This is a genomic window from Komagataeibacter saccharivorans (genome assembly GCF_003207825.1).
Classification (GTDB): Bacteria; Pseudomonadota; Alphaproteobacteria; order Acetobacterales; family Acetobacteraceae; genus Komagataeibacter; species Komagataeibacter saccharivorans.
In genome coordinates this window covers 13,080-38,752 of the sequence record NZ_NKTY01000007.1, presented here as the reverse complement: position 1 = coordinate 38,752, position 25,673 = coordinate 13,080, and the positions used below count along the sequence as shown (strand labels likewise).

Here is a 25,673-nt window from a genome sequence, read left to right as displayed (position 1 = left end):
ACTGACGTGTTCGCTTATGCAAACCGCCTTGTGCGTCTGGCCATTACCCTTGTCATCCTGCTTGTAGCAGTCATCGTGGCCGTGGTGCTGTGGGATTACTACACGGCCTCCCCCTGGACCCGTAACGGACAGGTACGTGCGCAGGTTGCCAATATCGCACCGCGCGTTTCGGGACAGATCAATGAAGTGCGCGTGCATGACAACCAGTTCGTCCATACGGGCGACATCCTGTATGTCATCGACCCGTTCGATTTCCGGGTGAAAGTGGATATCGCCACGGCTGCGGTGAACGAACGCAGGGCGGATCTGGAATTCAAGACATCGCAATATGAACGCCGGCAGAGCATTTCCGGCGTGGCCGTATCGGGTGAGGAAAAACAGCAGTTCGAGGCCGTGGCCCAGCAGGCGGAAGCGCAGTATGCCGCTGCACTGGCGGACCTGCGGCAGGCCCGCATCAACCTTGAACGCACCGAAGTACGCAGCTCGATCAACGGTTACGTCACCAACCTGACCATGCGCGCGGGCGATTACGCCAATGCGGGACAGGTGAACGTGCAGGTGATCGATGCCGATTCCTACTGGGTGGACGGGTATTTCGAGGAAACGAAAATCCACGCCATCAAAACCGGCGACCCGGTCCGGCTTGATCTCATGGGGTTCCATGAACCCCTGTTCGGTCATGTGGAAAGCATTACGCGTGGCATCGCCAGCAACAATGCCGCCACGTCCACGCAGGGACTGCCAGCGGTAGACCCGATCTATACCTGGGTGCGGCTGGCGCAGCGTATTCCCGTGCGCGTGCATATCGACCGTGTGCCGCCCGATCTGGTACTGGCTGCGGGCATGACCACGACCGTTACCGTGGTGTCGGCAGCGGGTAACCGCCGCCATATGTCCATCCGCGATGCGCTGCGCCATGTGGGCGATGACATCCAGCATCTGGTCGGTCACCGCTAGACAGTGCGTCACATCCGTTATCCACAGATTCAGGGGACGAATATCCGGGCAACCCTGTGGACAGACCCATCAGCAAACGGGGATAACGTGGGTGTTCACAACGACTCGTGAAAGAAAGGGCTGAATTCGCGCCCCATCGGCCCGCCTGTATTTTCATGGCGGGGCTGCCGGGTCAGATGCCCGGCGGGATCGTGTAGGGATCAGGCTGCGGGGTGGCAGCAGGCGCGCCCATGCGGTGGGCGCGGTAAAGCAGCCCATGACCCAGTTTTTCAATCAGCACGCCACGACGCTGCAGGCGGTCACTGGCAATGGCGTAACCCATCTCACGCACGATCTGACCCCGCAGCACCTGCAACCAGCCACGCAGGGCAAGTTTCATCCGTGTCATGTCCCGCACGTTTCCTTCTCTCCACCAAGTCAGTCATCTTCCTCATGGCAGATAAGATTTAAATGCATGACTTTCAAGACCAGTCAGCGGGCTTAAAGGGTTATTTTTACGGAATTCATGTCATGACATGAAATCCATACCCGCCCACACGCACCGGGCAGGGTCCATTCCTGACAGGAATGGCCCATACCAATCCTGCCATGGGGGATTCCTTGCGCTACCTGTTTATTCTACTTGTTCTTGTCGGCGGTTATTGTGTTCCGGCTTCTGCCCAGACCCCGGCGGCGCAGGTCATCAGCACATTGTTTTCCGACAAGCTGACCATGATGGATCTGGGCCTGATCCGTGCCGAACGCGCCATGCAGCATGAAATTGATACCCTGCCCGACAGCTATGACAGCGACATGGCGCCGGTGGCCGATTTCGATCCCCGGCGCAACAGCATCCTTGTTGGCATCTGGTACGAAAACCACGACAGCTTTACCCGCGACCAGTGCGACAGGCTGCTTGATACCGTCCATAAATCCTTCGGAAACCAGCCGACCACCATCATCGCGTCGTGGTTCCGCCATCATGGCTATACATCGCTGCGCGATGCGGGACAGTTCTATACCGGGCTGCGCAACATCATCTGGCTGGTGGTGACCGATGGGGAACGCGCGTGCTCCTATTCCATGGCCACCGGACAGCGGACCGTAACCGGGTTCTGAGCGTTCCCGGTAAAACTGTTTTCAGTCAGTCTTTCCGGCGTCGTCCCGCCTGCTCCAGAAACTGCGCTGCAGTTCCGCCGCCTCGGATTCCAGCAGGGGGCCAATGACATCCACCATGCGCTGGCCCGCTGCGAATACGGTACGGCACGGCAGGTCCAGCGTGGGGTTTTCCGGATGATTGCCGGTCATTTCCTTCAGGTTATGCTCGCTCTGTCCAAACACCACCCGACCGATGCCGGTCCAGTACACCGCACCCGCACACATCGCACATGGCTCGGCCGATGTGTACATCGTGCATGACGCCAGTGCAGCCGGTGGAAATTTCCTGGAAGCCCGCGTGGCCAGCAGCCGTTCGGCGTGCGCGGTCATGTCACCGCCTTCCGCCGTATAGCCATTACCCTGCTCCAGCACCACTTCGCCCTGCGCATCGACCAGAATGCAGCCGAAGGGATGATCGCCTGCCTGCCGCGACCGTTCGGCCACGGCAAAAGCCTGCCGCAGGAAATGTTCATGATCGAGATCGGGCAGACGCGCGGTATCAGTCATTGCTTATCCGTAAAAAATATCTGTTGCCGTTGCGGCGTCCCACTATGGCTTTTCAAAAGCCTGGCGCAATCCCTGATCCCACGCGAACGGGTTACAAATGCGGGCCGCACGACCGAAGAATGATCGCCTTCCCTACCGCCACCATCCCACCATACCGTCCGATATACCGCTCCATACCGGGCACAACAGTTACGTTTCTGACATGAACAGGCACGGATGGCATGGTGCCTGTTGTGTCGTGCCACTGGTGCTTGCCCTGACCCGGCAGGGGACCGGAGCTTTATGGCTTACATAGTGAGCGAGCGGGACCGCGTGGTAGAGCAATCCAGATTTTCTGTTTCTGAACGTCGGAGCTTTCCGTTCAGTAGACGAGCAGGTTGAAGCACGGTCGGACAAGCCACCTGTACACGCCAATATTCATCCGTAGAAAGAGTACTGACACAATTCTCTGAAACGAGCCATGCTACGGCGCGAGGAACCGCTTCCGCGCGATAACAGGACATCCGAACCCATTCCGACAGGCTGCTCCACCATACGCCGGTCGATCTGTGGACTTCTTCCATACAGGGCGGCACCCTGCATCTAAGTCTGTCGTGGATGGGCCATGGCCATTGTAACCGTTTCCATCTCGTCATCCAGATATCCCAGAATATCCGCACCGTCATAGGCGCCATCGAAACGGATGGCCGCCAGTTCCGCGCGGATGGCGGCCAGACGGGCAAGCCGCTGTTCAAGCTGCGCTACGTAGCGGGCGACCCAGGCGGGTTCGTCCGCCTCGAATCGGGCATCGATGGCAGCGGGACTACAACCATCGGGCAGATACGGATCGGGCATGACTGCCTCCTTCATTTGTATGAAAAAAATATACAAATTAGAGGCAGGCACGGAAAAATTCCGCCACGTGCAATTATTTTCTTGCTGCATGTGTGGTTTTTAGACACAAATTAAGTATGAAAAATACGCACACCCTTGCGGCAGCCGAGACTCCTGCCCGTCGCACCCGTCCACCCCGTGTGAACTGGCGCACACTCGCCCCTTCCGTTGAAAATCTTCGCACACAGGGTTATTCCACCCGCGAAACCGCACGCAGGCTGGGCCTGAACGTCAAAACGCTGGAGGCCCATCTGCGCCGCCATCGCCTGCGCCACGCCATCCCGCTGGACAGACCCGATCAGGTCCGGCGCAACTGCCTGAACTGCGACAGCGCCTTTGTCGCCGATGGCCGCTTCCTGCGCCTGTGTCCCGAATGCCGGACAATGTTCGGTTAACCCGCTTCACATTTCCGTGCATCCGCAACCGGACCGCCAGTTTCAGACTTTCCAACCCATCAAGGTCAGCCCTCCGGACATGGATACACACATGCCTCTTCTTCCCCCGACTACCGCTTCAGGCATCGATACCGACGACAACCGCATCCAGATCCGTCTGGCCCTGCATCATCAGAATGAAACCGCCAGAACGGATACCCGCGACACCGCGCGCCCCGTTACGCGCAGCGTGCGTTCCTTTGCCATGATGGCCCTTGCCCTTGTGCTGGCCAGTCAGGGTCTGACCGCGTGCAAGCGCCATCCCGAAACGGTCGGGGAAAAAGTGGACCACTTCGGGGACAAGGTGCAGGACACGTTCGACCCGCCCAAGGGACCGGCAGAAAAAGCGGGACGTTCGATTGACCGCACCCTGCACAACGACTGAACCGAACACCGGGCTCAGGGCGTGACACCACGCCCGATCGCGGCAAAGGACAGGTTCATGACCGGATAGTCCTGCCAGTCCGCGTAATCGAAATGCCACCATTCTTCCGCCAGCGGCACAAAGCCGGACGCGCACATGATACGCGCCAGCAGATCACGCGCGGCCCGCGCTTCGGCGCAGCCGCCAGCGTAGCTGGTATGGGCGCGCGGCGTCATTTCATCAAATCCGGATGGCATGGCAACAGCCCTGCCATCGGACAGGTTCCACAGGGTCAGGTCAACCGCACAGCCACGGTTATGCCGTGACCCGGTAGCGGGATCGCCCACAAAATCATACAGCGTTTCGGACACGGCCTGACGGAACAGGTAGCTTACATGCCACGGGCGGTAGGCATCATAAACCAGCAGGCCGTATCCATGTTGCGCGGCAAGGCTGCGGGCATGTGACAACGCCATAGCCGCCGGTCGCTGCAGGAAGGCCCGCGCTTCGGAATAGACCGGAAAACCCAGAAAATTCCCTGCCGTGGCGTAGCGGATATCCAGCCGGATCGCTGGATCAATCCGCGTGATTTCCACCATGTCGGCAGGTTTGCGCGCGACCGGAAAGGTGGGCATCCGCGCCGCCGCCGCGCGTTCCAGCAATATGTCGGGGGCCAGTTGCAACGGCGCCCGGAATGTATCGTCCCCTGCCCCCGTCATGACCGGGCGCGGCCTTTCAGCCCGCGTCCGTGCCACGACAGGCTGATGCCCGACACGCCGGGTTTATGATGGCGGGGTGTAGGACTGCACATCTTCGACCGTGTGGCCGAGCAGGATCTTGCCATTATCGGTGGACTGCACCCATGACTGGGGAACGGTAAACGTACTTTCCGCCGGTCCATCGACCGTGATCTGGATCGTCGCATCGGAATTGACAGCCGTAAGGGTACCCATCCGGCCTGAACCTGACGCTATTACGTCCTGACCCACCATGGCCTGCGTTACATCTGTCATCATTTCCCTTTCGCTGTCACGCACGGGGCCGTTCCATATCGTGCCCCATGTTTTTCCGGCCTGCGCCTGCCCTGATCGCGCGGAACAGGGCGCCCGGATGGCCGCCCCAGCGTAACGCGCGGCAGGGACGGAAGTTGTATCCGCCTCAGTTCACGCCAAACTGTTTGCGCTGCGACATGACCTGATTCAACTGCGCATTGTAGCGGTTGTAGGTTCCCTTGGGCACGCAACCCATTTCTTCCAGATCCTCGAGCTTGATGCTGTCATTCAGCCAGGAATTGACATCATTGAACGCGATTTTCGTGGGTACGTCGCGGCCACTGAACACGACCGGATCATCCTGCCCCTGCACGTAGCCGAATTTCCTGAACACGCCATCGGGCGGCGGATTGTGCTGTGCCATTTCACCACACACCACGGATGCCCCATCCATGGCGTGAACCGCGACATTACGGAACGTGGCCGTGTGCGGGTCCGGCAGCGTGGCCGCCGCGTGGCGTTCGGCCTCCGCTATGATGGTGGCGTTCCCCCCGCCCTGCGCCGCCGCATGGGCCTGCACCACAGGCTGGCCCACGGAATACAGGCATAGGGATGCCCCCAGTATGATGAACCTGTTCATGCTTCTGCCTGATCCCATCATTTAGATTGTTACAACCCGATCTTTCTGATGCGCTGCCCGTCTCCATCGGTCAAGCAGGGGGACGTTGATCATGGCTAAATCAAATACATAACGTTCGATAATTCCAATGACCTGTTCGGGCAGCACGAATTCATCTAACACCGTTCATAATGGTGCCGTAACGCAGGCGCCGCTGACGACCCATTGCACAAAGGCCCGCTTTCATGCCGCAGCGCCCCACAACCGTCCCGGTTCCATCCGCCCCGCAGGATCAGGCCAATTTCGTGCATGTCCGTGGCGCGCGTGAACACAACCTGAAGGATGTGGACGTGGCCATGCCGCGTGACCGGCTGGTGGTATTCACGGGGGTTTCGGGGTCGGGCAAGTCATCACTGGCGTTCGGCACGCTGTATGCCGAGGCACAGCGCCGGTATCTGGACTCCGTCTCCCCTTACGCAAGGCGGCTGTTCCGGCAGATGCCGGTGCCCGATGTCACCGCAATCGAGGGCCTGCCCCCCGCCATCGCCCTGCAACAGCAGCGCGGGACAGGGACGGGACGCTCGTCCGTAGGAAGCATCACCACGCTGTCCAACCTGCTGCGCATGCTCTATTCGCGCGCGGGCCGTTACCCGGCGGGCATGAAGCGGCTGGAAGCGGAATCCTTTTCCACCAACACCCCTGCCGGTGCCTGTCCCCAATGCCATGGACAGGGCCGCATCATGGACACCACCACCGGGCTGCTGGTGCCCGATGACAGTCTTTCCATCCGTCAGCGCGCCGTCGCCGCGTGGCCCACCGCGTGGCAGGGCCAGAACCTGCGCGATATCCTGATTACAAAAGGGGTGGATGTGGACTGCCCCTGGCGCGACCTGCCACAGGCAACACGCGACTGGATCCTGTATACGGACGAAACCCCGACCTATCCCGTCTATCCGGGGCTGGACCATGCGGAGGTACAGCGCGCCATCCGCCATGATATCCCGCCATCGTATAACGGCACCTTCACCGGCGCGCGGCGCTATGTGCTGCATACCTTCGCCACGTCACAAAGCGCCAGCATGCGCAGGCGGGCCGAAAGCTTCCTGACCGCGACACCATGCCCCACCTGCCATGGCCAGCGTCTTAATCCCGACGCCCTGCGCGTGACGCTGGCGGGGATGAATATTGCGCAGATGACCGGCCAGACCCTGTCCACCATCGCGCGCACGCTTGCCCCACTGGCCGAAGGTGCGGCAACGCTGGACGATACCCCGCAGGCAGGGGACGCCACGGCCATCGCCGCACACCGCATGGCGGCAGACCTGATCGGGCGCATCGCGGTGCTGGAACATCTGGGGCTGGGATACCTGCAGGCCGACCGTTCCGTTACGACGCTTTCGCCGGGGGAATACCAGCGCCTGCGGCTGGGCACCCAGATCCGCTCCAGCCTGTTCGGGGTGGTCTATGTGCTTGATGAACCGTCCAGCGGGTTGCATCCCGCCGATGCCCATAACCTGCTTGATGCGCTGGAAGGGCTGAAAGCGGCTGGAAATTCGCTGTTTATCGTTGAACACAACCTCTACCTGATCCGCCGGGCGGACTGGATTGTTGATGTCGGCCCCGATGCGGGCACGCGCGGCGGTGAAGTGCTGTATAGCGGGCCGCCGGAGGGCCTGCGTGATGTCCCCCTCTCCCGCACCGCCCCGTATCTGTTCGCCAGTGACACCCCCATCGCGGGCACGCCACGCACACCCACACGCTGGCTGAAACTGGCGGGGGTGACATGGAACAACCTGCATGACCTGGGCATCGATATCCCGCTGGGCTGTTTCGTAACCGTGACCGGCCTGTCGGGTTCGGGCAAGTCCAGTCTGGTCAGTCAGGCGCTTCCCATCCTTGTCGCCAGCGCGCTGGGACAGAAACTGGCTGCGGACACGGATGGGGACGATATCGCGGACCGCCCCGTCGGCACGCCGCAGGGGCATGTGGTCGGGGGGACAGGGCCACTGAAACGGCTGGTCATGATCGACCAGAAACCGATTGGCCGCACACCACGCTCCAACCTTGCGACCTATACCGGCCTGTTCGATACGATCCGGCAGATGTACGCGGCCACCGATCTGGCCAAGTCGCGTCGATACGATGCTGGCCGCTTTTCCTTCAACCTGCCGAAAGGGCGCTGTCCCACATGCGAAGGGGCCGGATCGGTCATGGTGGAACTGCTGTTCCTGCCCAGTGTCTATTCACCCTGCCCCACCTGCCACGGCACGCGCTACCAGCCGGAAGTGCTGGAAATCACGATACGGGGCAGGTCCATTGCCGATGTGCTGGACATGACTGTGGATGAAGCCGCCACATTCTTCGCGCAGACCCCGGCCCTGTCGGCGGCACTTGGAACATTGCAGCAGGGCGGGCTTGGTTATCTCAAACTGGGGCAGCCTGCGACCGAACTGTCTGGCGGTGAGGCCCAGCGCATCAAGCTTGCCACCGAACTGCAGAAACAGCGCCGGGGACATACCCTGTATATCCTTGATGAACCGACCACCGGCCTGCACCCCGCCGATGTGGACCGGCTGCAGGTTCACCTGCAATCGCTGGTCGATGCAGGGCATAGCGTGGTGGTGGCCGAACATGACATGCGCGTCGCAGCACGGGGAGACTGGATAATCGACATGGGACCGGGCGCGGGCGATGCGGGGGGGCGGATTGTCGCCACGGGCACGCCGCAGGCAGTCGCGCATGACCCGGCCAGCCAGACTGCCCCCTTCCTGCTACCGCTGACGGGCTGAAGGCGTGTCGGGAGACAGCGTTTTCTAACGCCTTCAGTGCTTTGCCCGAATGCTCAAGACCCAGGGGCGGCGCCATGCCGATCAGGCAGGCAGCACGCCCCACAGCGTAGCGACGCCCGCGAAAGCGAGAAGGGCGGCAACCAGCGTCATGAGGCTCCAGCTTTGCAGTCCCTCACGCACGCTGACACCGCACAGACGGGTCACAATCCAGAACCCGGCATCATTGACATGGGAAAGGGCCATGCCCCCCGCCCCCATGGCCAGCGCCACGAGGGCAAGATGCGTCTGGTCCAGATTCATCCGCCCGATCATGGGGCCAAGAATACCCGCCGTGGTCATCAGCGCCACGGTGGTCGGCCCCTGCGCCACGCGCAGGATCATGGTCAGGACAAAGGCCAGCACCAGAAGCGGCAGCCCCGTAGCCGCCAGCAACCCACCCAGCGCATCGCCCACGCCACTGCCAACCAGCACCTGCGCGAACGCGCCCCCCGCGCCGGTAATCAGGATGATGATGGCCGTACCCGGCAATGCGGCCGCCACCACATCGGACACGGTGGCAAGCGCCATGCCACGGCGCAGCCCCAGCAGCCACGCACATAGCAGCACATCCAGCCCAAGGGCGACAAAGGGAATGCCCGCGAACACCAGCACACTGCGCAGGCGACCGGGCGACATGAGATCCCCCGCCAGCGTGCCCGCCACCATCAGTACCACCGGCACGGCAATGACGGACACGATCTCCATTCCGCTGACCGGGTTGCGCTGGCATGCCTGCATGAAGGACCGGGCCGGTTCATCCGCCGCATCATGGTTGTGGGCTGCGGTCCGTGCCTCATCCACCACGGCGCGGATATCGGGCGTGCAGCCAAAGGGCTGCGCCATGATCGGGCGCGTGACCACATAGGTCAGCAGCGTCACCACAGCCGCCAGCGGCAACCCCAGCAGCAGCATGCGGCCCGCCCCGACCCCCAGCGCACCCGCCACCGCCACGGCACCGGGATGGGGCGGCAGCAGCGCATGCACGGTCAGCATGGTCACTGCCATCGGAATACCGAATATGGCGGGCGCGCGGCCTGTCTGCCGCGCCATGCCATAGACCAGCGGCATCAGCATGATGACGCCGACTTCAAAAAATACGGGAATGCCCACCCCGAAGGCGGCGATGACCAGCGCCAGCGGCACATGGGCCGCCCCCACGCGGCGGACCAGCCCGTCGGCCACCACGGCAGCCCCGCCAGACAGGTCGATCATACGGCCGATCATGGCCCCAAGCGCCACGATAATGGCGATATGGCCCATAGTCCGGCCCATGCTGCCCTGAATCGCATCGGTCAGTTTTGCCACGGGCATGCCGGTCAGCAGCGCCACGCCAATCGCCACGACCAGCAGGGCCACGAAAGGATGCAGCCGCAGCCGAAGGATAAGCAGCAGCAATACGGCAATGGAGCCGGTACCGGTCAGTATCAGCGCGAGCGACGTCATGGGCGAATCCCGTGCAGAAGAACGGCCAGCACCGCCTGACCCTTCCGACCTTATCGGGCATCCCGCAACAGCCCGCAACGCTGCCATGCCGGAAAAACAGTGCCGTCCGTCACACGACGACTGTTTTCAGGGGCTGATCCATCCGGATTTCATGGATGGGGGAAACCTGCCGCCCGCCCGCACGTCACCCGAAAGGGCTGTATCACCCTTTCATGCACGGACGATGTTTCAGTGAGCGGCGTGATGTCCGCCATGCGTTTTTTCCGCCGGGTGGGCCGTGGGTTCGGCCAGCCACTGGATGCGGACATTACGCAGTTCGAAATTACGCTGCCCCTGCACGCCCATATCGCCAAACGGGTCATACACCACGCCGCTAACCTCGGCCCGGCACTGTTCATGCTGGCCGGTATCGCCACAGATCTGCTGCGCCCTGCGGAAGGATGATTCCTCCATCGTGGGGCCATCAAGCGGCACGGACCCGTTCCAGTCCACCTGACCGGGCAGGTCGGCGATACGGAACGCAGCGCAGTCCGCCCCACCCGAATTGGCGGAGGTGATGTAGCACCCGGATACATGCACCAGCCTGCCCACATACTGGCCCGCCTGGGTCTGGAACGCCGCCACATCCATCGTTGCCGCAGCCGGGGGGGCCGCTTCGTGCCGTGTCTTCGCTTCCCGGGCCATGGTGGCGGCCGGGGTCATTCCCGCAGCCATGATGGCCAGCCCGGCCAGCGCGCCCACATGCAAACCTCGCCTCACGTCCTGTCTTCCTTCTCTTTCAGCATCAGCCCGCGCTGACGATCCGGAGGGAAGTTTCTGCCATACACGCCGCCCATGTCACCACAAGGCAACGTGCGGGCTGCCATGCGCGCGACAGCCGGGCGGGCTGCTAGAAAGGCGACGCCTTCTGTCCGGCACCCTGCCCCAGATCAGCGAAATGCTGGGTTTCCGCGCACCCGCGGAAGCGGTCAAGCACCGGCACGCTACCCGCAAGATTGACGCTGAGGGTGGTGTGATCGCCAAACTTCACCACCGCCATGTGCGTATGCGCCATTGCATTGAGCAGGGTGGTCAGGTTCGCTGGCGTAATATCCGCCACAAGGGTCGTGGCGTCATTGGCCTGCATGTGGAACACCGTGCTGTAGGCGCCGACCGTTACGGTCATGTCGCCTTTCTGGCCCGTGCCCAATGTCCAGTGGTCATCGGCGCTGCGTACCTGAAGCGAGTCGGCATCGGCGCGGAACATCAGGATCTCGCTCTCCGATCCGGCGATGCACAGATCCGTATGCACGCCCGCATCGGGCGTGTGATGGATGGCGACCCAGCCGCCCGCACGCTCATCCACCAGCATCTGCGACGGGCTGGGGCCACGGTTCTCATCTTCGGGCTGCATGGCCACGGGCACCGCCTGCGGGCTTGCGTCATAGGACTGCGCCCGTGCCATCGCGGGCACGCTGGCAATCACCAGGCAGGCCAGTAGAAAATTCTGTTTCCTGTTCACTTTGCAACAATCCCCATTGCAACAAAGACCGACGAATCGGAGTGGAGGGTAAGTCTGTCTATCGCTGGAACGTGATATTGACACATATTGTCATAATTATGCACAAGGCAGAAGCTCATGAGCGCATGACCGGTTTTCCCCAATAGGAAGATGATACATCCCGGCGCGGCATCATGGCTGATCTACGACAAAGTGTGTCTGCTCCCGAACGCGATCCCTGCCACGTCGTCGCCGACAATAATAGTAAAGAAGATTTTCATTTTCCTGCCCGCAGCCCTGCACAGCGGCAGGCGGCATTGGCCAGTGGGTCACGCACCGTTATCATGGCGGACCATACAACCTGCGGATTATGGAAGGAAAAAGCCGGGATGCGCCTGTTACCTGCTGCCATCCTGGCAATCGGGACCCTCTGCGCCACATCGCATGCCCGGGCGGCTGACCCGGACTGGGTTTTCGCCAATGGCGGTGCGGGCGGCCAGCCCATGATCATGTCCCATCAGGGTTCGCTGGATATCATGTTCTACCGCTCCGCCAGCGGGACACTCGGCCTTGCCGTTCACCAGCGCCATGGCCGCTACCGCAACCCGGCGGGCATACAGACAGCCGTGGTCATGATCGGCCCCAAATTCAGCGTAGCGCTACAGACCTTCCAGACCGGCCAGAAATGGGACACGGCGGGTGGCGACCTTAAGGCGGACAGTATGCTCGATCTGGTCAACGCGCTGAAAACGGCGCAAACGGGCACGCTGATCCCCTTTGAACATGACCCCGTTTCCTTCTCCCTCAAGGGCGGATGGGCGGCGCTGGACGATATGGCGAAATACGCGCTGGCGCATGGCGAAAGCCTGCCGCCGCCGCTGGAACCAGCCCCCGCGCAGGCAGCCGCCACACCGGGACTGGACATAGAAAAACTGGCCCACCACCCGTATGACACCCAGCATGGTCGCCGGGTCGCGCTGCCGCATTACGACATCGCCGCCAATTGCGACCGCGCCCATATCGAAATGCAGGACACGGATGGAGAATGCATCACCGCCGAACAGGGCAGTCAGGCCAGCCTGACCGCCCAGTGGACGCAGTATGACAGCGACCTGCGCGCGGCCTGCCTTTCCCTTGTGACCGATCCGGGACGACTGGAAAAATATCAGGCGCTGTTCATGTGCCTGTCACGCTATCAGGATGACCGCCGGCAGTGGCAGCTTGTGTCCGGGTCCAGCGGCAGTGACGACATCCTGCCCGCCAAGAACGGCAATGCCGCCGCCACACCCAGGCCCTGACTTCCCCCTGATGGCCCATACATAAAAACAGGCGCGTCAAACCCGCACGCAATCAGATGCGTTATGGCAGGGACCAGCCGCCCTGCATCAACGCCGCAGGGTCTTACCCGCGCAACCCGGTCAGGCCAGCGTCTGTCCACAGAAGGGGGAATGCCTGTTTTTACCTGTTTCCCCGGCCATTCATGGGATAAGCATGCGACTCATCCACGCCGTTATCCACATGATTTACCGCATTATCCACAGATGGAGGACTCAATTGTCCCCTTCATGCTTTCCCGCCACATGGGAACAGGCAATCCGCCTGCCATCCCGCAGGGACGGGTCCACAGCCATCTCGCCACGCGGCACCGGGCCATCGGCTATCCTGTGGCCCGTGCCCATATGGGCCGACCATGTGGAATAGGACAGGGTGCGATAGGTATCCGCCGCGCAGTTATAGACGACCGAAAACCTGACCGAAGCGAAAGGCAGGCCGTGACGGATCATCTCCTCGTCAAAATCCTGAATGAAGGCGGCGGTGGCATGCGTGCCGTGTACCTGAACGGAAGCAAGGTCGATATATTCGTTCACCTTGTTCTGGTAGGGGGGCAGTTTCTGCAAATTCGCCGCCGGATGCGCGGATGGGGAAAGCGGCTGCTCCTGTGCCGCCCGCGCATCGTCCGCCATGCCGCCGCAGGCGATACCCGCGGCCAGCACCGCCACCACAACCCTGTATCCCATTTTCTCCCTTTCATCCGCGCAGGCACCATCCGGGCCCCGCATTCCTGTCACTGTTTTGCAGGATCGGGCCAGTAGCAGCAAGGCATGTCTGGACAATACGGGATCATCCTGAACCCATAATGACGGAAAGCGTTCATGTACCCCCGTTTTTCACACATAAACCGCACCCTGTTACTGGCGATGCTGATCGGCGTGATGCTACCCGATGCCCATGCCGCGCCGGACGCCCCCACACTCACACGCGCGCCGTTCGGCCTCACGCCGGATGGACAGCAGGTGGAAGCATTCACGCTTTCCAACACGCATGGCATGCGCGTGAAGATCCTGACCTATGGCGCGACCGTGGCCGCCATTGATGCCCCTGACCGTAACGGCCATGTCGATGACGTGGTGCTGGGTTTCCCGACACTGGAGGGCTACACCAGGGACAGCGCACAGGGCGGACTGTTTTTCGGATCGACCGTCGGACGTGTGGCCAACCGCATCGCCAATGGCAGTTTCCGGCTGGATGGCCAGATCCACCATATCCCCCAGACCGAGGGGACCAGCGCGCTGCATGGTGGCCGCAAGGGGTTCGACAAGCATGTCTGGACGGTGGAGGACACGGACACCACGCCGGATCATGCCAGCGTCACACTTGGACTGGTCAGCCCGGACGGGGATGAAGGCTTTCCGGGCACATTGCGGGTACATGTCACCTTCACGCTGGACCAGCACAACGCGCTGGTGCTGCATTATCGCGCAACGACCGACCGCCCGACCGTGGTGAACCTGACGAACCACAGCTATTTCAATCTGGCGGGAGAAGGCAGCGGATCGGTCGAAAACCATATCCTGCAGATCAATGCCGGGACCTACACCCCGACCGATTCCCACTCGCTGCCCCTTGGCACCATCGCATCGGTGGCGGGAACACCGCTGGATTTCCGCACGCCACACCGCATTGGCGCCGGATTGCGCAGTAGCGATCCACAGATGATGTACACACATGGCTATGACCAGAACTGGATCGTCAACGGACAGCTTTCATCCACGCCGGTACTTGCAGCCCGTCTGGCTGATCCCGCATCGGGGCGGATGATGGATGTGCTGACAACGCAGCCGGGACTGCAGGTCTATACCGGCAATGCGCTCGACGGGCGGTACGCCGGTCCTTCCGGTCATACCTACCGGCAGACCGATGCCGTGGCGCTGGAAGCCGAACATTACCCCGACAGTCCCAGCCATCCGGATTTTCCCAGCATCGTACTCAGGCCGGGGCAGACTTACGACGAAACGACCATATACCGTCTTGGCGTGGAACCGACCGGGCGCATGCAGCCTTAGCGATAAGGGACGAAAACGTTGATTCCTCGGGATGACCCCTTAAATACATCACTCAAGCGTGATCGAAGGATACAGGACCCCATGAGGATATTTTCCGTGCTGCTGCTTCTGGCCGGACTTACGGCGTGCGAATCCGGCCATGCACCCAGCGACCCGAGCCAGAGCGGCGGCGTGGGCGGGATGACCGGTTCCCCCGGTCAGGATGGACCCGGTGATGGCCCTGGTGGCTCCGGCGGACCGGGCATGGGGGGATAAGGCATGCCCATGCGGGCGCGTGGAGCCTAATCGCGCCCGCCACTGATATTGACCAGACCAAGGCCCAGCAGGCCCAGACCCGCCAGCCCTTCAGCCACCATCCACGAAACCGGGCCGATCCCGTCGGCCGTCATACCACGCACCAGAACGCCAACGCTGCCAATCATTAGCAGCAGGGACACGATGGTCGCCCATTTCACAATCTTGCCGCGGTTCATCAATCTCTTCGCTGTCTCTCGGTCCGGTTTCCGACGGGAACCCTCTCCCTGCCTTGTATCACCGTGGTTACACAATCGTCCAAACATGGCATGCGCAGCGGCAATGCGCCTGCCGCGCAACAGGCGCATGCTCATGCATACGTGATCCCTGCCACTGCATTTTCCATGCTTCCCTGTCTTTACGGCACACGACGAGGGGCATGGTCCCCCTGCCCCGACGCGCTACCGTTACACGACAAGGAGGCCAGATCATGACACCGTTGCGCACCCCACAGCAGTGGACCACGCAGATGCGGCATCTTGTCCGGACCTGCCTGACCTACCCTTACGCCTTCATACACCTTTGGGAAGGGGACTGAGTCCACCCGGCCGCCTATTCCTGCTGCAAGGCGTTTGCGGGAAACCATTCGTCATTACCGGTACTGTCATTGCGCACGCGGACCTGACCATTATCGATCATTTCGACAATAGTGCCCTTGACGCCACGCAGTTGGGGTTTGACTGACGCGTCATCCCTGACTGCGACAATATCGCCCATCTTGAAATCCATCCGCTGATCTCCCTTTCCGGTCGTGACGGTGGCCTGCGCCGGAGTACTTGCTGCCTACGCTCCGGCACCCCGGTTCCGGGTTCATGGCCGCGGTTATCATGCCAGTCATATCGGGCGCTGCAAGCATTGACCCGCCCCGACATATCTCCTGCGCATAAACAGCAGGTTGTGACGGGCGGATACGTGCCGACATGTCAGGAAACCCTTTTTCATACAGGAACCTGAACAATGGCATCAGAACATCATCTTCCTTCCGCCACCGATCTGGCACGCGAACTGGAACAGGTCCGGCGTGAGCATGACATTGCGCTGAAGGACCGACCGGAACACGCCCGCGCGCTCGAACAGCGCATCCACAAGCTGGAAGCCGAACTGGCGCGCCAGAAATAATGGCGTGACCGGTTGCCGGGGCCTGATCCGTCAGTTCCCGGTGCCAGCGGTTACGGAAGCTGCCTGGTCATCCGTTCTGACGGTGGCGGGCTGTGGCGCCCGCACCAGCCAGTAGACGATACCCAGTGACAGGATGGCAGCCGACAGCGAAAGCAACTCCATCACGTTGACCTCCTTGAGGTCGATGACAATGAATTTACGCACCGTGGCCAGCATGCCGATCAGCAGCACGGAGCGCATGCGGATCATGCTGTGCGGCTGTGCATCGGGCAGCACCAGAATGGAATGCTTGAATTCCAGCGCGATCAGCACCGTAAAGAACATGTCGAAAATACTTTGCAGCACATCGGGGCTGGTTGGGTTCAGACCACTTGAAACCAGCATGCGCCAGACCGCCACCACCACATGCACAAGCGATGTCCCGGCAATGGCGACGATCAGCAGGGTCAGGATCAGCATCACCCCCTCCTCGAACAGGTCGAACAGGCGGGCCATCTGAAAAAAGCCGGGCAGGCGTGTCATCATAAGCGTAAGCGGCCAAAGGTCTGAGGAATGAAGGACGCCGCCTTCAGCCACGCCATGAGAGGATCAGGGTTGTAACAGAAACATGCCAGACAGTGCAAAACCGTGGGGCATGACCATGACAGGCGGGACCGGTATCCTGACCTGCCCTGTCAAGCCAGCCGACCGGTATGCAGGCATGCGGGGGGAGATCTTGGATCGCGGCCCATTCATCCTATGTCTAGAAAACCGGACCCCAATATGGGACCCGCATGTCACAACACGACAGGAGACGATCATGAGCAACGTCACGACCAGTGGTCCCGATGCGCAGGGCAAATTCAGTCTTGAGGTCAATATTGGTGGCCTGACCGGCACCATCTCCGGTTTCAGCTCCAAGATGGAAGGGGAGGATTACGCCGTCTCCCTTCTGCGCCGGGTCAAGGAACTGGCCAAGGCCGACGGGCTGAAATAAGCCTGCATAACGGTCAGCGCGGGGGCGATGTACGGACAAATGTGCATCGCCCCTGTCGTCTGGCCGATTTTCATGAAAATCGGCCTGCATCGTCCTGCCACCTTTTTTCTTTATACAGAATGAACCTGACAAGATCAGGACGGAACGCCGTATTGGAAAAAAGGAACTGCCTGCCCATGAAACGACTGATCCGGCCCTTGGGCGCACTGGCGCTGGCCAGCACTCTGGCCGCCTGCGCCGATGGTCCGCCGCCCTACTATTACGGGGGATATGGCGGTTATGGTTATGATGGCGGCTATTACAGCGGGTATGGCGATTATTACGGGGGCGCTCCCATATATATGGGACGGGGCGGTCGTGGCGGCCCGCGTGGCGGGGGACATTTTGGCGGACGCGGCCCCGGCGGGGGTGGCGGACATGGCGGTCCCGGGGGCGGTCCCGGTGGCGGGGGCGGTGGACGTGGCCCCGGCGGGGGACCCGGTGGTGGTGGCCACGGTGGACCCGGCGGCGGGGGCGGTCACGGTGGAGGTGGTGGTCACGGCGGCGGCGGTCGACACTGACCTGATGGCTGGCTCCCGACGGGGCCAGCCTTTTTCATCCATGCTCTCCCGCACCTGACAGCAGGTTCATGACCAGCACCCCGCCCACGATAAGGGTCATGCCCAGCACGGCGGCCATATCCAGCTTCTGCCCCAGCACCACACGGCATACCAGTGTGATGAGCACGGTGCCCACGCCCGACCAGATGGCATAGGCCATGCCGGCAGGAATGCTGCGCAAAGCCAGCGATAGCGAATAGAAAGCCGCCGTATAGCCCACCACCGTCACACAGGACGGCGCCAGCCGGGTGAAACCATTGGACAGCGTCAGGCAGAACGTGGCCGTAACCTCCGCCACGATGGCGAGGGCCAGATAGAAATAGGCCATGCCGTTCAGTCCTGTGTGGACGCGGGCGTGGCACGCGGCGGCAGCCCGGCCATACGGGGGCGCGGCTGGCGTGGGGGACGGGGCGTTTCATCACGAATCGCCACCGCATCCTGCCCGCGCGTGCGCAGGGCTTCGGCAAAGCGCTGGACATGGGTCCACTGTGCCCCTGCATAGAGTTCGCGTCCGTCCAGCATTACACGATGTCGTCGCAACTTTTCCCCCATACGGCCATTATCTGCCAACAAAGATGGGCAGGCCACGCCTGAATCGCAACCGGCGCGGAAACTGTTTGCAATGTTGCAGGAAACCTTCGCTTTCCCGAAACGCTTCATGTATAGGGAAGATAGGAGGTATGATACATGAGCAACTCTGCACGTATGATCGCCCATCTGCTGATCACGGCCCGTCTGAGTACGCGCAATCAGCCTTCCGTGCCGGTTTCACAGCCCCGAAAGGGCTGATGAACCGAAGCCGGGACGGGGCGGCCATCCCCTATCTGACATGTTATGACATGAACGCCTTGCCGCGTGCCCGCGCCAGACGGGCCGCGAAGGCGGGCAGTTCCTCATGATGGAGCAGAAACACGTCATTGGACCGCGCCAGCGCACGGGCCGAAGCCGTATAATCAGCATTGGAAACGACAGCCGCCACATTACCCCGGTAATGCATCCGCGCGGCTGATACCTGCTGCACCGCCTCATTCCCCACAGCACTGCGATACAGCTTGCACTGCACGACCAGCCGCAGCCTGCCGCGCGTGGCGATCACATCCGCCCCCTGATCGCTGCCCGGCTGGGTTGCGCGCGCGTCCCATCCGGCAGCCCGCAGGCTGGCCGCGCAAAAGCGTTCATAGGCGATGGGGTCCATGTCAGGCGTATAGCGGGCGTCCTCATGCCTGTTACCCGCACCGGCCAGCGGCTGGCGGGCAACCTGTTCGATACGGGCAAGCACGGTCCAGGCAATGCTGGGCCATACGCCTTCCAGCCGACTGCGGCGCAGGGCTGGCTGGATGACCGTCTTGATGAATTCCGCCTGTTCACGCCGCCACCGGCCCGTGCGTTCCACACCATAGCTGTTGATCTGTACAAGCTGCCTGCGCCGTATGCGCAGCGCGTCGGCATGCCGGTTGACCATGCGGATACACAGCCGCCATGCCCGGCGACGCCGCAGCCACCGCCAGCCATACCGCATGAAGGGCCAGAGAAGCGTGGCCGCGATCCCGACCAGCACAAGCCGCATCAGCCCCACCGCCAGACCCGACGCAGGCCGGACAGTACTTGCGAGAAAATAGAGGGAGATCGCGCCACGAGACGCCGGCAGATGGCGCAGCAGCACGGTATCCGCATGATGACCGAGCAGTTCCCATTCCCCGCCCGTGGCCACGCGCTGGCAATGCAACTGGGCCAGCGCATGGGCCTGCCCCGGCCCGGCGGGCAGATTATCCGCCCGGTGCAGCGCGCCCGGCTGTGCGCAGCCCACGGATGCGGGCGGTACGTAACAGGCTTCCGACGCCGCGCGCGCGGGAACAGGGGCCAGCAGCAACCCGCACCACAGCCATGGCATGATCCCTGCACCCATCTTTCCGTTATCGCCCCCTGGCTTTGGTTACGGGGCGAGACTAGAGCATGAGAACAAAATAGGAAAGTACGGAAACCCCAGTCACTTACGCCATGGCATCAGGGCCGTCAGGCGCGTAATATACCGCACATGCGACTCTGCTTTATCGGTGACAGCTATGTCACGGGAACGGGCGATCAGACCTGCCAGGGCTGGGCCGGACGACTATGCGCCATGGAACGGCGGGGCGGGCGGGATGTCACGCTGTACAATCTGGGCGTGCGCGGACAGACCAGTTGCGACATCGCCCGGCGCTGGCTGACCGAAACCCGCTCCCGGCTGGACGGGCGGCATGATGGCGGCGTGGTCCTGTCCTTCGGGGTCAATGACTGCACCACCACGCCGCGTGGACAGACCCGGGTTACATGGGCGGACAGCATGCGCGCCACCCGGGGCATACTGGAACAGGCGCGGCAGACATGGCCCGTGCTTATGGTCGGGCCGCCGCCCGTGGGGCATGAGGACCATGACTGGCGCATCCGCGCCCTGTCGGACGCCATGGCCCGGCTATGCGCGGATATGAAGATACCCTTCCTGCCGATATGGAAACCCCTGCGCGCGCGCCCCCTGTGGTGTGCGGAAATCGCGCGCGGCGACGGATTCCATCCCACGGGCGGCGGATATGCCGAACTGGCCCGGCTGGTTCACGACTGGCCCGCATGGCGGAAATGGATGGGCGCGGTGTCCCCGCTGCGCGTCCCATCATGACGCTTGGCAGCAGCGGCCATGCTTGCCACATTACCCGCCATGACGGCTGGTTCCGTTTTCTGAAACAAGGCATGCAGACATGAAAAAGATCATCCCCTGTGCCCTGCTGGGCATACTGGCCGTGGCCTGCGCTCCCGCCGCCCGCGCCGATGTGCCCGAAGGGGAACTCAATTCCCTGTATATCCGCCCCGAAGTGCAGTTGCCCGCCCCTGCCCTTTCCTTCCCGAACTATCCGGTGGTGGATGACTGCACGACCGAATTCGGCGATGCGGTCACCAATGCCTGCGTCACGGGGGAAAAGGAACGCGCGCTGGTCCTGCAGCCCGCATGGGATGAATATACGGACAGCGACAAGATCGCCTGTCAGGAAGACGTGACCCATATCCGCCACATCCAGCTATACAAGAACCTTGCCTACTGTCTGGACAGCCGCCGCTACGAAGCATGGCGCAAAAAGCATCCGGCGGGACACTGATCGCCGCCTGCCCCACATCAGTCCGGGGCGATATGGCAGCGCTCGTCATCATGGCTGTGGTCGTAATCAACATTCTGGTTGGCGCTGCTGTCGCCATGGATGATGCGGCGCGGGCGGGCGGGACGGGCTGACAGGACGGACTGCTCCCGCCCGTCCCCCACGTAATGCAGGTCGGCTGCATCCAGCACGCTGCCGGGAATGGCGGAAAGCATGAAGGGCGCGTGCAGGTTGTCGTGCGCCGCCTGATCCGCCTGCGGATGGGTTGCCCGCCACGCGGCGGACGCCCACAGATAGAACGGGATTTCATAGGCCGCGCGCACATCCCCATGCGCCGGAATCCCGCCCGAACACTCACTTACGCGCACCCCGTGGTCCGAGACGTAAAACAGCACTGCCGGACCGCCATGGGCATGCAGGGTGGATACGACATGGGCCAGCATATGGTCGGTATAGGCAATACTGTTGTCATAGGCCGTGCCCAACCCCCCGAAACCGCGGGGATAACGATCACCCGCGTTTTCATGGCTGCCGAACAGGTGCAGCACGATAAAGACCGGACCTTTCGCGCCGGTAATCGCCTCATCCACTACCGGCAGCATCCGTTCATCCAGCACCGGGCTGCTCATCAGTCCGTCATGCACGGTGGTATAGGCGATGTGGTGCGCCTGTTCCGAATAGGCGCCGATCACGCTGTCATAGGGGCCAAGCCGGGGATGGTTGCTGATCCACCAGGTATCATATCCCGCGGCGTTGAAGACCGAGACCAGATCATGCCCCGGCCCACTGCCCGGCCGCAGCCGGTCATAGCCCGACAGGATGACCGGCACCGCGCCGACCGTGTAGTCGAAGGGTGTCACCATGTCATCGAAATGCAGCAGGCTGTCCACCTGCTCCATTTCCGGGGTGGTTGGCGGTCCGTAGCCGTAAATGTGGTGATGGTCGCGGCGCGCGCTTTCCCCGATCACCAGCACGATAACCTGTCGCGGTTCCATACGCGGGGGCGTGAGGAAATGGATCGGTTCATGGCTGATCCGCCGCGCCATGTCGGTTACACGGCGGGTTTCGCGCCGCGCCGCGACATAACCCGTCGCCATGCCCCACGGCCATGCCCGGTCGAAACGTGAATGAATGGCCACCATGGGATTTTCGGTGCCCCCGCGCGTGGGCGGCAGATGCTGCCATAACCGCACCGTCGGCACGACAATCCATGTCAGCAGCGCGGCGACCGCACCCAGACGCGCGGGAATCCCCCATCGCACCACCGGCCCGCGCGGGCGGGCGAGATAGAACCCCGCCAGCACCGTCCATATCCCGATCCACACACACAGCCACGGCAGCACCGGGCGCACATAACCCACAACAACGGGCACGGAGCAGTAAAACAGGATCAGCCACAGCGGATAGCCCGGCGGTGTCCCGCTTATGCTGATGTAATACACGGCGGCCGGAAACAGCATGACCACCGGCAGGAACAGCGCCAGCAGCACCCGCCTGCTGTTGAACAGCAGCGCCACGACCGCCCAGAGCACCACCGCGCGGATGACGCCCTGCAACGCCGTACAGGCGGGCAGAAGGGCCAGTACTCCCATGATGGCCAGCAACGCATCAGGCCATGCCTGTCGGCACGGAAGACGCCAGCGGGATCTGGCAGGCGGGCTGGGCGGGATCGTCATGGACGTTTCATGCCATGGGGCGGCCCCTGCCGGTAGCCCCATGGTACCGGGGCGAGAACAGGCGATGGCACGTTTGTGAATGAACCGGCGCGCGGCAACGCTTTTTATCCCCCGTCCGGACGCCTAATAATGCGCCCCCCGGGAGGCCCGCGCAGACGGGTGCCAGAAGAACAGTCGTTGATAAAAAACGGTTACCAGAAAACCGGAATCATAAAGGCAGACAAACGTATTATGGCAAAGATCAAGGTCAGGAATCCCGTTGTCGAGATGGATGGCGACGAGATGACCCGCATTATCTGGCATTTCATCCGCGAACGGCTGATCCTGCCGTATCTGGACATCGATCTGAAATATTATGATCTGGGCATCCGCCATCGTGACGAGACGGACGACCGCGTAACGGTGGAGGCGGCGGAAGCCGTGCGCCGCTACGGCGTGGGCGTGAAATGCGCCACCATCACCCCTGACGAGGCACGGGTGGAGGAATTCGGCCTGAAGAAGATGTGGCGTTCGCCCAACGGCACGATCCGCAACATCCTTGATGGCACGATTTTCCGCGAACCGATCATCTGTTCCAACGTGCCGCGGCTTGTCCCCCACTGGACCCAGCCGATCGTGATCGGCCGCCATGCCTATGGCGACATCTACCGCGCCGCCGAAACCCGCATTCCCGGCCCCGGCAAGGTGACGCTGCGCTACGCCCCGGCCGATGGCGGCCCGGAACAGGTGCTGGACGTGCATGACTTCACCGGCCCCGGCGTGGCGCTGGGCATGCACAATACCCGTGCATCCATCGAAGGGTTCGCGCGCGCATCGCTGTCCTACGGGCGCGACCGCAAGCTGCCGGTCTACCTGTCCACCAAGAACACCATCCTCAAGGCCTATGACGGCATGTTCAAGGATGTGTTCCAGGAAGTGTACGAACGGGAATTCCGCGCCGATTTCGAGAAGCTGGGTCTGACCTACGAACATCGCCTGATTGATGACATGGTCGCCTGCGCGCTGAAGTGGAAGGGCGGTTATGTCTGGGCGTGCAAGAACTATGACGGCGATGTGGAAAGCGACATCGTGGCGCAGGGTTTCGGCAGCCTCGGTCTCATGACATCGGTCCTGCTGAACCCGACGGGCGACGTGGTGGAAGCGGAAGCAGCACATGGCACCGTGACCCGCCATTTCCGCGAACATGAAAAGGGACGCCCGACCAGCACCAATCCCATCGCCTCCATCTTCGCATGGACGCGCGGACTGGCCTATCGCGGGCGGTTTGACGATACCCCCGATGTGACCCACTTCGCCAACACGCTGGAACGCGTGTGCATCGAAACGGTCGAAGGGGGCCAGATGACAAAGGATCTGGCCCTGCTGGTCGGCCCCGATACGAAATGGCTCGATACCCAGCCCTTCCTCGACGTGCTGGACACGAAGCTGCGCACCGCCCTGTCGCGTAGCTGAACACGCGGACGCGCCGCATGGATGAAAAATCATCCATGCGCGCAGATGCGCCTACCTGTCGGGATGGGGGCGTGATTATATGATGGTCATGCACGACGACCATCCACCCGCCGTAACGCCCCCATCCCCCACCGCGCAGAAAACGCCGTGGCTGGAAGGCACGCTGGAACAGCTTTTCTTTCGCGCGCGGTGGTTATGCGCGCCGCTTTATCTGGGCCTGACAGCGGGTCTGGTGGTCATTCTGGTCAAGTTCCTCCAGACCATGTGGGGGCTGCTGCGCGACAGCTACACGCTGCAATTCGACGATGTATTCGTCGGCATCCTGGACATGATCGACCTTGTGCTGCTGGCCAACCTGCTGCTGATCGTGATGTTCGCAGGGTACGAGAATTTCGTCTCCAAGCTGGATGTGCGCAACCACCGCGACTTTCCGGACTGGATCGGCCACGTCACGTTCGGGGACATCAAGATCAAGCTCATGGCCTCCATCGTGGCCATGTCCGCCATTCATGTTCTGGCGGATTTCATCCGGGTGGACACGATCCCAAGCCGGACACTGGCATGGAGCGTCGGCATCCATCTGGCCTTTGTCGTATCGGGTCTCATGCTGGCGATGATGGACCGCATGATGGAAGCGCCCGCCGCACCGGCGCGGCATGAAAGCGTGAAACCGGACGCGCACTGAAACGGATTACCTGATCCGTTCCCGCCCTACGCCCGATTACGCCGCGTCAGCCCCCTTCGCCGCATCGTCCATGCGGGCTTCCCGCAGGGCCTGCTGCGTCAGGCGTTCTTCGTTACGGCGCAGGAAAAGCGCGCTGGCGATCAGCCCCACCGCCACCGCGATACCCATTGCGATACTGGCCGGGCCGGAAACCTGCGTTACCTTGCGGCCCAGATAATAGGCGCCCGTGGCATACCCGCCGGCCCAGCACAGCCCGCCCAGCGCATTGAACAGCATGAAACGCGGCCATGGCATATGGTTGGCCCCCGCGAGCAGCGCAACGAAAACGCGCAGAAGGGCAACGAACCGACCGAAGAATACGATGGCGCTGCCATGATGGCGAAACAGGAAACGGCCCAGCAGAAGCCGGTCCGGCGTAAGGCGAATGCGCGGGCCGTATTTCTGCAACAGGGGCAGGCCGACCTTCCGCCCGATGAGATAGCCGATATTGTCCCCGATCACGGCACCCGTCACCGCCGCCAGCGCGACCCACTGGATATCTAGCCGCTGCGTGGCGGCACAGTAGATGGAGGCTGAAATGATCAGGGTCTCGGCCGGTAGCGGAAGCCCCATGCTTTCAAGCATCACGATCAGGGTAATGACCCCGTAACCGTAGTGCTGGAACAGATATTCAAAATGATGCAGCAGTGTCCGCTCCTCCGTTCGGGAAAATCATGCACGGCTTCATATGCCAGCCCCGCCGGAGCAGGAATTGCGCGCCGGACCTGAA

General features: G+C 62.1%; 33 protein-coding genes. 15 read left to right on the top strand and 18 right to left on the bottom strand.

The window, feature by feature from the left end:
* Window positions 1-6 precede the first annotated feature (6 nt).
* The gene (locus CFR79_RS06315; RefSeq protein WP_110547282.1) at window positions 7-957 is read left to right on the top strand and encodes an efflux RND transporter periplasmic adaptor subunit; all 951 of its coding nucleotides are present in this window, start codon (window positions 7-9) and stop codon (window positions 955-957) included.
* Window positions 958-1,129: 172 nt separating this feature from the next.
* Here the strand turns inward: CFR79_RS06315 and CFR79_RS06310 are convergent, their stop codons facing one another.
* Window positions 1,130-1,345: a hypothetical protein gene (locus CFR79_RS06310; protein ID WP_102325380.1), complete on the bottom strand. Its 216-nt coding sequence runs from the start codon at window positions 1,343-1,345 to the stop codon at window positions 1,130-1,132.
* Between the two features lie 179 nt (window positions 1,346-1,524).
* On the opposite strand from CFR79_RS06310, the gene CFR79_RS06305 reads away from it, so the two are divergent.
* On the top strand, window positions 1,525-2,055 hold the full coding sequence (locus tag CFR79_RS06305; RefSeq protein ID WP_254057989.1) for a hypothetical protein: 531 nt from the start codon (window positions 1,525-1,527) through the stop codon (window positions 2,053-2,055).
* Window positions 2,056-2,076: 21 nt separating this feature from the next.
* On the opposite strand, the gene CFR79_RS06300 is transcribed toward CFR79_RS06305, so the two are convergent.
* Both CFR79_RS06300 and CFR79_RS06295 read right to left on the bottom strand, forming a co-directional pair.
* Window positions 2,077-2,601, bottom strand: coding sequence for a nucleoside deaminase (locus tag CFR79_RS06300; RefSeq protein WP_110547281.1), 525 nt, complete (start codon window positions 2,599-2,601; stop codon window positions 2,077-2,079).
* Window positions 2,602-3,183: 582 nt separating this feature from the next.
* Window positions 3,184-3,435: a hypothetical protein gene (locus CFR79_RS06295; protein ID WP_110547280.1), complete on the bottom strand. Its 252-nt coding sequence runs from the start codon at window positions 3,433-3,435 to the stop codon at window positions 3,184-3,186.
* 116 nt (window positions 3,436-3,551) lie between these two features.
* Between CFR79_RS06295 and CFR79_RS06290 the strand changes: the two genes are divergently transcribed.
* Window positions 3,552-3,869, top strand: coding sequence for a helix-turn-helix domain-containing protein (locus CFR79_RS06290; RefSeq protein WP_110547279.1), 318 nt, complete (start codon window positions 3,552-3,554; stop codon window positions 3,867-3,869).
* Window positions 3,870-3,960: 91 nt separating this feature from the next.
* On the top strand, window positions 3,961-4,293 hold the full coding sequence (locus CFR79_RS16120; RefSeq protein ID WP_258373433.1) for a hypothetical protein: 333 nt from the start codon (window positions 3,961-3,963) through the stop codon (window positions 4,291-4,293).
* A 14-nt stretch (window positions 4,294-4,307) separates the two neighbouring features.
* On the opposite strand, the gene CFR79_RS06280 is transcribed toward CFR79_RS16120, so the two are convergent.
* The 3 genes from CFR79_RS06280 to CFR79_RS06270 form a co-directional block, all read right to left on the bottom strand.
* Window positions 4,308-4,991, bottom strand: coding sequence for a M15 family metallopeptidase (locus CFR79_RS06280; protein ID WP_110547278.1), 684 nt, complete (start codon window positions 4,989-4,991; stop codon window positions 4,308-4,310).
* Window positions 4,992-5,054: 63 nt separating this feature from the next.
* Window positions 5,055-5,288 carry a DUF2171 domain-containing protein gene (locus tag CFR79_RS06275; RefSeq protein WP_243705158.1) on the bottom strand — a complete coding sequence of 78 codons (234 nt, stop codon included), beginning with the start codon at window positions 5,286-5,288 and terminating at the stop codon, window positions 5,055-5,057.
* A gap of 142 nt (window positions 5,289-5,430) precedes the next feature.
* On the bottom strand, window positions 5,431-5,904 hold the full coding sequence (locus tag CFR79_RS06270) for a hypothetical protein (RefSeq protein ID WP_243705159.1): 474 nt from the start codon (window positions 5,902-5,904) through the stop codon (window positions 5,431-5,433).
* Between the two features lie 224 nt (window positions 5,905-6,128).
* Here CFR79_RS06270 and CFR79_RS06265 point away from each other — a divergent pair, with 224 nt between their 5' ends.
* Window positions 6,129-8,672 (top strand): excinuclease ABC subunit UvrA, encoded by a 2,544-nt coding sequence (locus CFR79_RS06265; protein WP_110547277.1) that lies wholly within the window; start codon window positions 6,129-6,131, stop codon window positions 8,670-8,672.
* 81 nt (window positions 8,673-8,753) lie between these two features.
* Here CFR79_RS06265 and CFR79_RS06260 read toward each other — a convergent pair whose 3' ends face one another.
* From CFR79_RS06260 to CFR79_RS06245, 3 genes are all read right to left on the bottom strand, one after another.
* Window positions 8,754-10,154 carry a GntT/GntP/DsdX family permease gene (locus CFR79_RS06260; RefSeq protein ID WP_110547276.1) on the bottom strand — a complete coding sequence of 467 codons (1,401 nt, stop codon included), beginning with the start codon at window positions 10,152-10,154 and terminating at the stop codon, window positions 8,754-8,756.
* A gap of 228 nt (window positions 10,155-10,382) precedes the next feature.
* Window positions 10,383-10,913, bottom strand: a complete 531-nt coding sequence (locus tag CFR79_RS06250) for a hypothetical protein (RefSeq protein WP_181417371.1) — start codon at window positions 10,911-10,913, stop codon at window positions 10,383-10,385.
* Window positions 10,914-11,043: 130 nt separating this feature from the next.
* Complete coding sequence (locus CFR79_RS06245; protein ID WP_258373432.1) at window positions 11,044-11,655, bottom strand: hypothetical protein; 612 nt, start codon at window positions 11,653-11,655, stop codon at window positions 11,044-11,046.
* A gap of 323 nt (window positions 11,656-11,978) precedes the next feature.
* Here CFR79_RS06245 and CFR79_RS06240 point away from each other — a divergent pair, with 323 nt between their 5' ends.
* A complete protein-coding gene (locus tag CFR79_RS06240) occupies window positions 11,979-12,932 on the top strand; it encodes a hypothetical protein (protein WP_258373431.1) in 954 nt (317 codons plus the stop codon).
* Window positions 12,933-13,184: 252 nt separating this feature from the next.
* On the opposite strand, the gene CFR79_RS06235 is transcribed toward CFR79_RS06240, so the two are convergent.
* The gene (locus CFR79_RS06235; RefSeq protein ID WP_174234093.1) at window positions 13,185-13,652 is read right to left on the bottom strand and encodes a surface-adhesin E family protein; all 468 of its coding nucleotides are present in this window, start codon (window positions 13,650-13,652) and stop codon (window positions 13,185-13,187) included.
* Between the two features lie 135 nt (window positions 13,653-13,787).
* Here CFR79_RS06235 and CFR79_RS06230 point away from each other — a divergent pair, with 135 nt between their 5' ends.
* Both CFR79_RS06230 and CFR79_RS15820 read left to right on the top strand, forming a co-directional pair.
* Window positions 13,788-14,978 (top strand): aldose epimerase family protein, encoded by a 1,191-nt coding sequence (locus CFR79_RS06230; RefSeq protein WP_110547274.1) that lies wholly within the window; start codon window positions 13,788-13,790, stop codon window positions 14,976-14,978.
* Between the two features lie 81 nt (window positions 14,979-15,059).
* Window positions 15,060-15,233, top strand: coding sequence for a hypothetical protein (locus CFR79_RS15820; RefSeq protein WP_162900423.1), 174 nt, complete (start codon window positions 15,060-15,062; stop codon window positions 15,231-15,233).
* A 26-nt stretch (window positions 15,234-15,259) separates the two neighbouring features.
* Here CFR79_RS15820 and CFR79_RS06225 read toward each other — a convergent pair whose 3' ends face one another.
* Window positions 15,260-15,451 (bottom strand): hypothetical protein, encoded by a 192-nt coding sequence (locus tag CFR79_RS06225; protein WP_102325369.1) that lies wholly within the window; start codon window positions 15,449-15,451, stop codon window positions 15,260-15,262.
* 373 nt (window positions 15,452-15,824) lie between these two features.
* Window positions 15,825-16,001 (bottom strand): hypothetical protein, encoded by a 177-nt coding sequence (locus CFR79_RS15815; protein WP_162900422.1) that lies wholly within the window; start codon window positions 15,999-16,001, stop codon window positions 15,825-15,827.
* 228 nt (window positions 16,002-16,229) lie between these two features.
* Between CFR79_RS15815 and CFR79_RS15810 the strand changes: the two genes are divergently transcribed.
* On the top strand, window positions 16,230-16,391 hold the full coding sequence (locus CFR79_RS15810) for a hypothetical protein (protein ID WP_162900421.1): 162 nt from the start codon (window positions 16,230-16,232) through the stop codon (window positions 16,389-16,391).
* Window positions 16,392-16,421: 30 nt separating this feature from the next.
* Here CFR79_RS15810 and CFR79_RS06220 read toward each other — a convergent pair whose 3' ends face one another.
* Window positions 16,422-16,916 (bottom strand): phosphate-starvation-inducible PsiE family protein, encoded by a 495-nt coding sequence (locus CFR79_RS06220; RefSeq protein WP_110547318.1) that lies wholly within the window; start codon window positions 16,914-16,916, stop codon window positions 16,422-16,424.
* A 274-nt stretch (window positions 16,917-17,190) separates the two neighbouring features.
* Between CFR79_RS06220 and CFR79_RS15805 the strand changes: the two genes are divergently transcribed.
* Together CFR79_RS15805 and CFR79_RS15800 are read left to right on the top strand one after the other, a co-directional pair.
* On the top strand, window positions 17,191-17,367 hold the full coding sequence (locus tag CFR79_RS15805; RefSeq protein WP_162900420.1) for a hypothetical protein: 177 nt from the start codon (window positions 17,191-17,193) through the stop codon (window positions 17,365-17,367).
* A 285-nt stretch (window positions 17,368-17,652) separates the two neighbouring features.
* The gene (locus tag CFR79_RS15800) at window positions 17,653-17,985 is read left to right on the top strand and encodes a hypothetical protein (protein ID WP_181417370.1); all 333 of its coding nucleotides are present in this window, start codon (window positions 17,653-17,655) and stop codon (window positions 17,983-17,985) included.
* Here CFR79_RS15800 and CFR79_RS06210 read toward each other — a convergent pair.
* From CFR79_RS06210 to CFR79_RS06200, 3 genes are all read right to left on the bottom strand, one after another.
* On the bottom strand, window positions 17,962-18,294 hold the full coding sequence (locus CFR79_RS06210; protein ID WP_102325366.1) for a DMT family transporter: 333 nt from the start codon (window positions 18,292-18,294) through the stop codon (window positions 17,962-17,964). The genes CFR79_RS15800 and CFR79_RS06210 overlap by 24 nt on opposite strands.
* A gap of 5 nt (window positions 18,295-18,299) precedes the next feature.
* Entirely contained in the window at window positions 18,300-18,506 is a 207-nt protein-coding gene (locus CFR79_RS06205) for a hypothetical protein (protein WP_258373430.1), read from the bottom strand.
* Window positions 18,507-18,798: 292 nt separating this feature from the next.
* Window positions 18,799-19,872 carry a restriction endonuclease gene (locus tag CFR79_RS06200; RefSeq protein WP_110547272.1) on the bottom strand — a complete coding sequence of 358 codons (1,074 nt, stop codon included), beginning with the start codon at window positions 19,870-19,872 and terminating at the stop codon, window positions 18,799-18,801.
* Window positions 19,873-20,001: 129 nt separating this feature from the next.
* On the opposite strand from CFR79_RS06200, the gene CFR79_RS06195 reads away from it, so the two are divergent.
* Complete coding sequence (locus CFR79_RS06195) at window positions 20,002-20,619, top strand: GDSL-type esterase/lipase family protein (RefSeq protein ID WP_110547271.1); 618 nt, start codon at window positions 20,002-20,004, stop codon at window positions 20,617-20,619.
* A 79-nt stretch (window positions 20,620-20,698) separates the two neighbouring features.
* Window positions 20,699-21,094 (top strand): hypothetical protein, encoded by a 396-nt coding sequence (locus CFR79_RS06190; protein WP_102325363.1) that lies wholly within the window; start codon window positions 20,699-20,701, stop codon window positions 21,092-21,094.
* A gap of 17 nt (window positions 21,095-21,111) precedes the next feature.
* On the opposite strand, the gene CFR79_RS06185 is transcribed toward CFR79_RS06190, so the two are convergent.
* Window positions 21,112-22,767, bottom strand: coding sequence for a phosphoethanolamine transferase (locus CFR79_RS06185; RefSeq protein WP_110547270.1), 1,656 nt, complete (start codon window positions 22,765-22,767; stop codon window positions 21,112-21,114).
* A gap of 231 nt (window positions 22,768-22,998) precedes the next feature.
* On the opposite strand from CFR79_RS06185, the gene CFR79_RS06180 reads away from it, so the two are divergent.
* Both CFR79_RS06180 and CFR79_RS06175 read left to right on the top strand, forming a co-directional pair.
* On the top strand, window positions 22,999-24,219 hold the full coding sequence (locus tag CFR79_RS06180; protein WP_110547269.1) for an NADP-dependent isocitrate dehydrogenase: 1,221 nt from the start codon (window positions 22,999-23,001) through the stop codon (window positions 24,217-24,219).
* Between the two features lie 88 nt (window positions 24,220-24,307).
* On the top strand, window positions 24,308-24,904 hold the full coding sequence (locus CFR79_RS06175; protein ID WP_110547317.1) for a TIGR00645 family protein: 597 nt from the start codon (window positions 24,308-24,310) through the stop codon (window positions 24,902-24,904).
* Window positions 24,905-24,940: 36 nt separating this feature from the next.
* Here CFR79_RS06175 and CFR79_RS06170 read toward each other — a convergent pair whose 3' ends face one another.
* Entirely contained in the window at window positions 24,941-25,528 is a 588-nt protein-coding gene (locus CFR79_RS06170; RefSeq protein WP_110547268.1) for a DedA family protein, read from the bottom strand.
* Window positions 25,529-25,673: the final 145 nt, after the last annotated feature.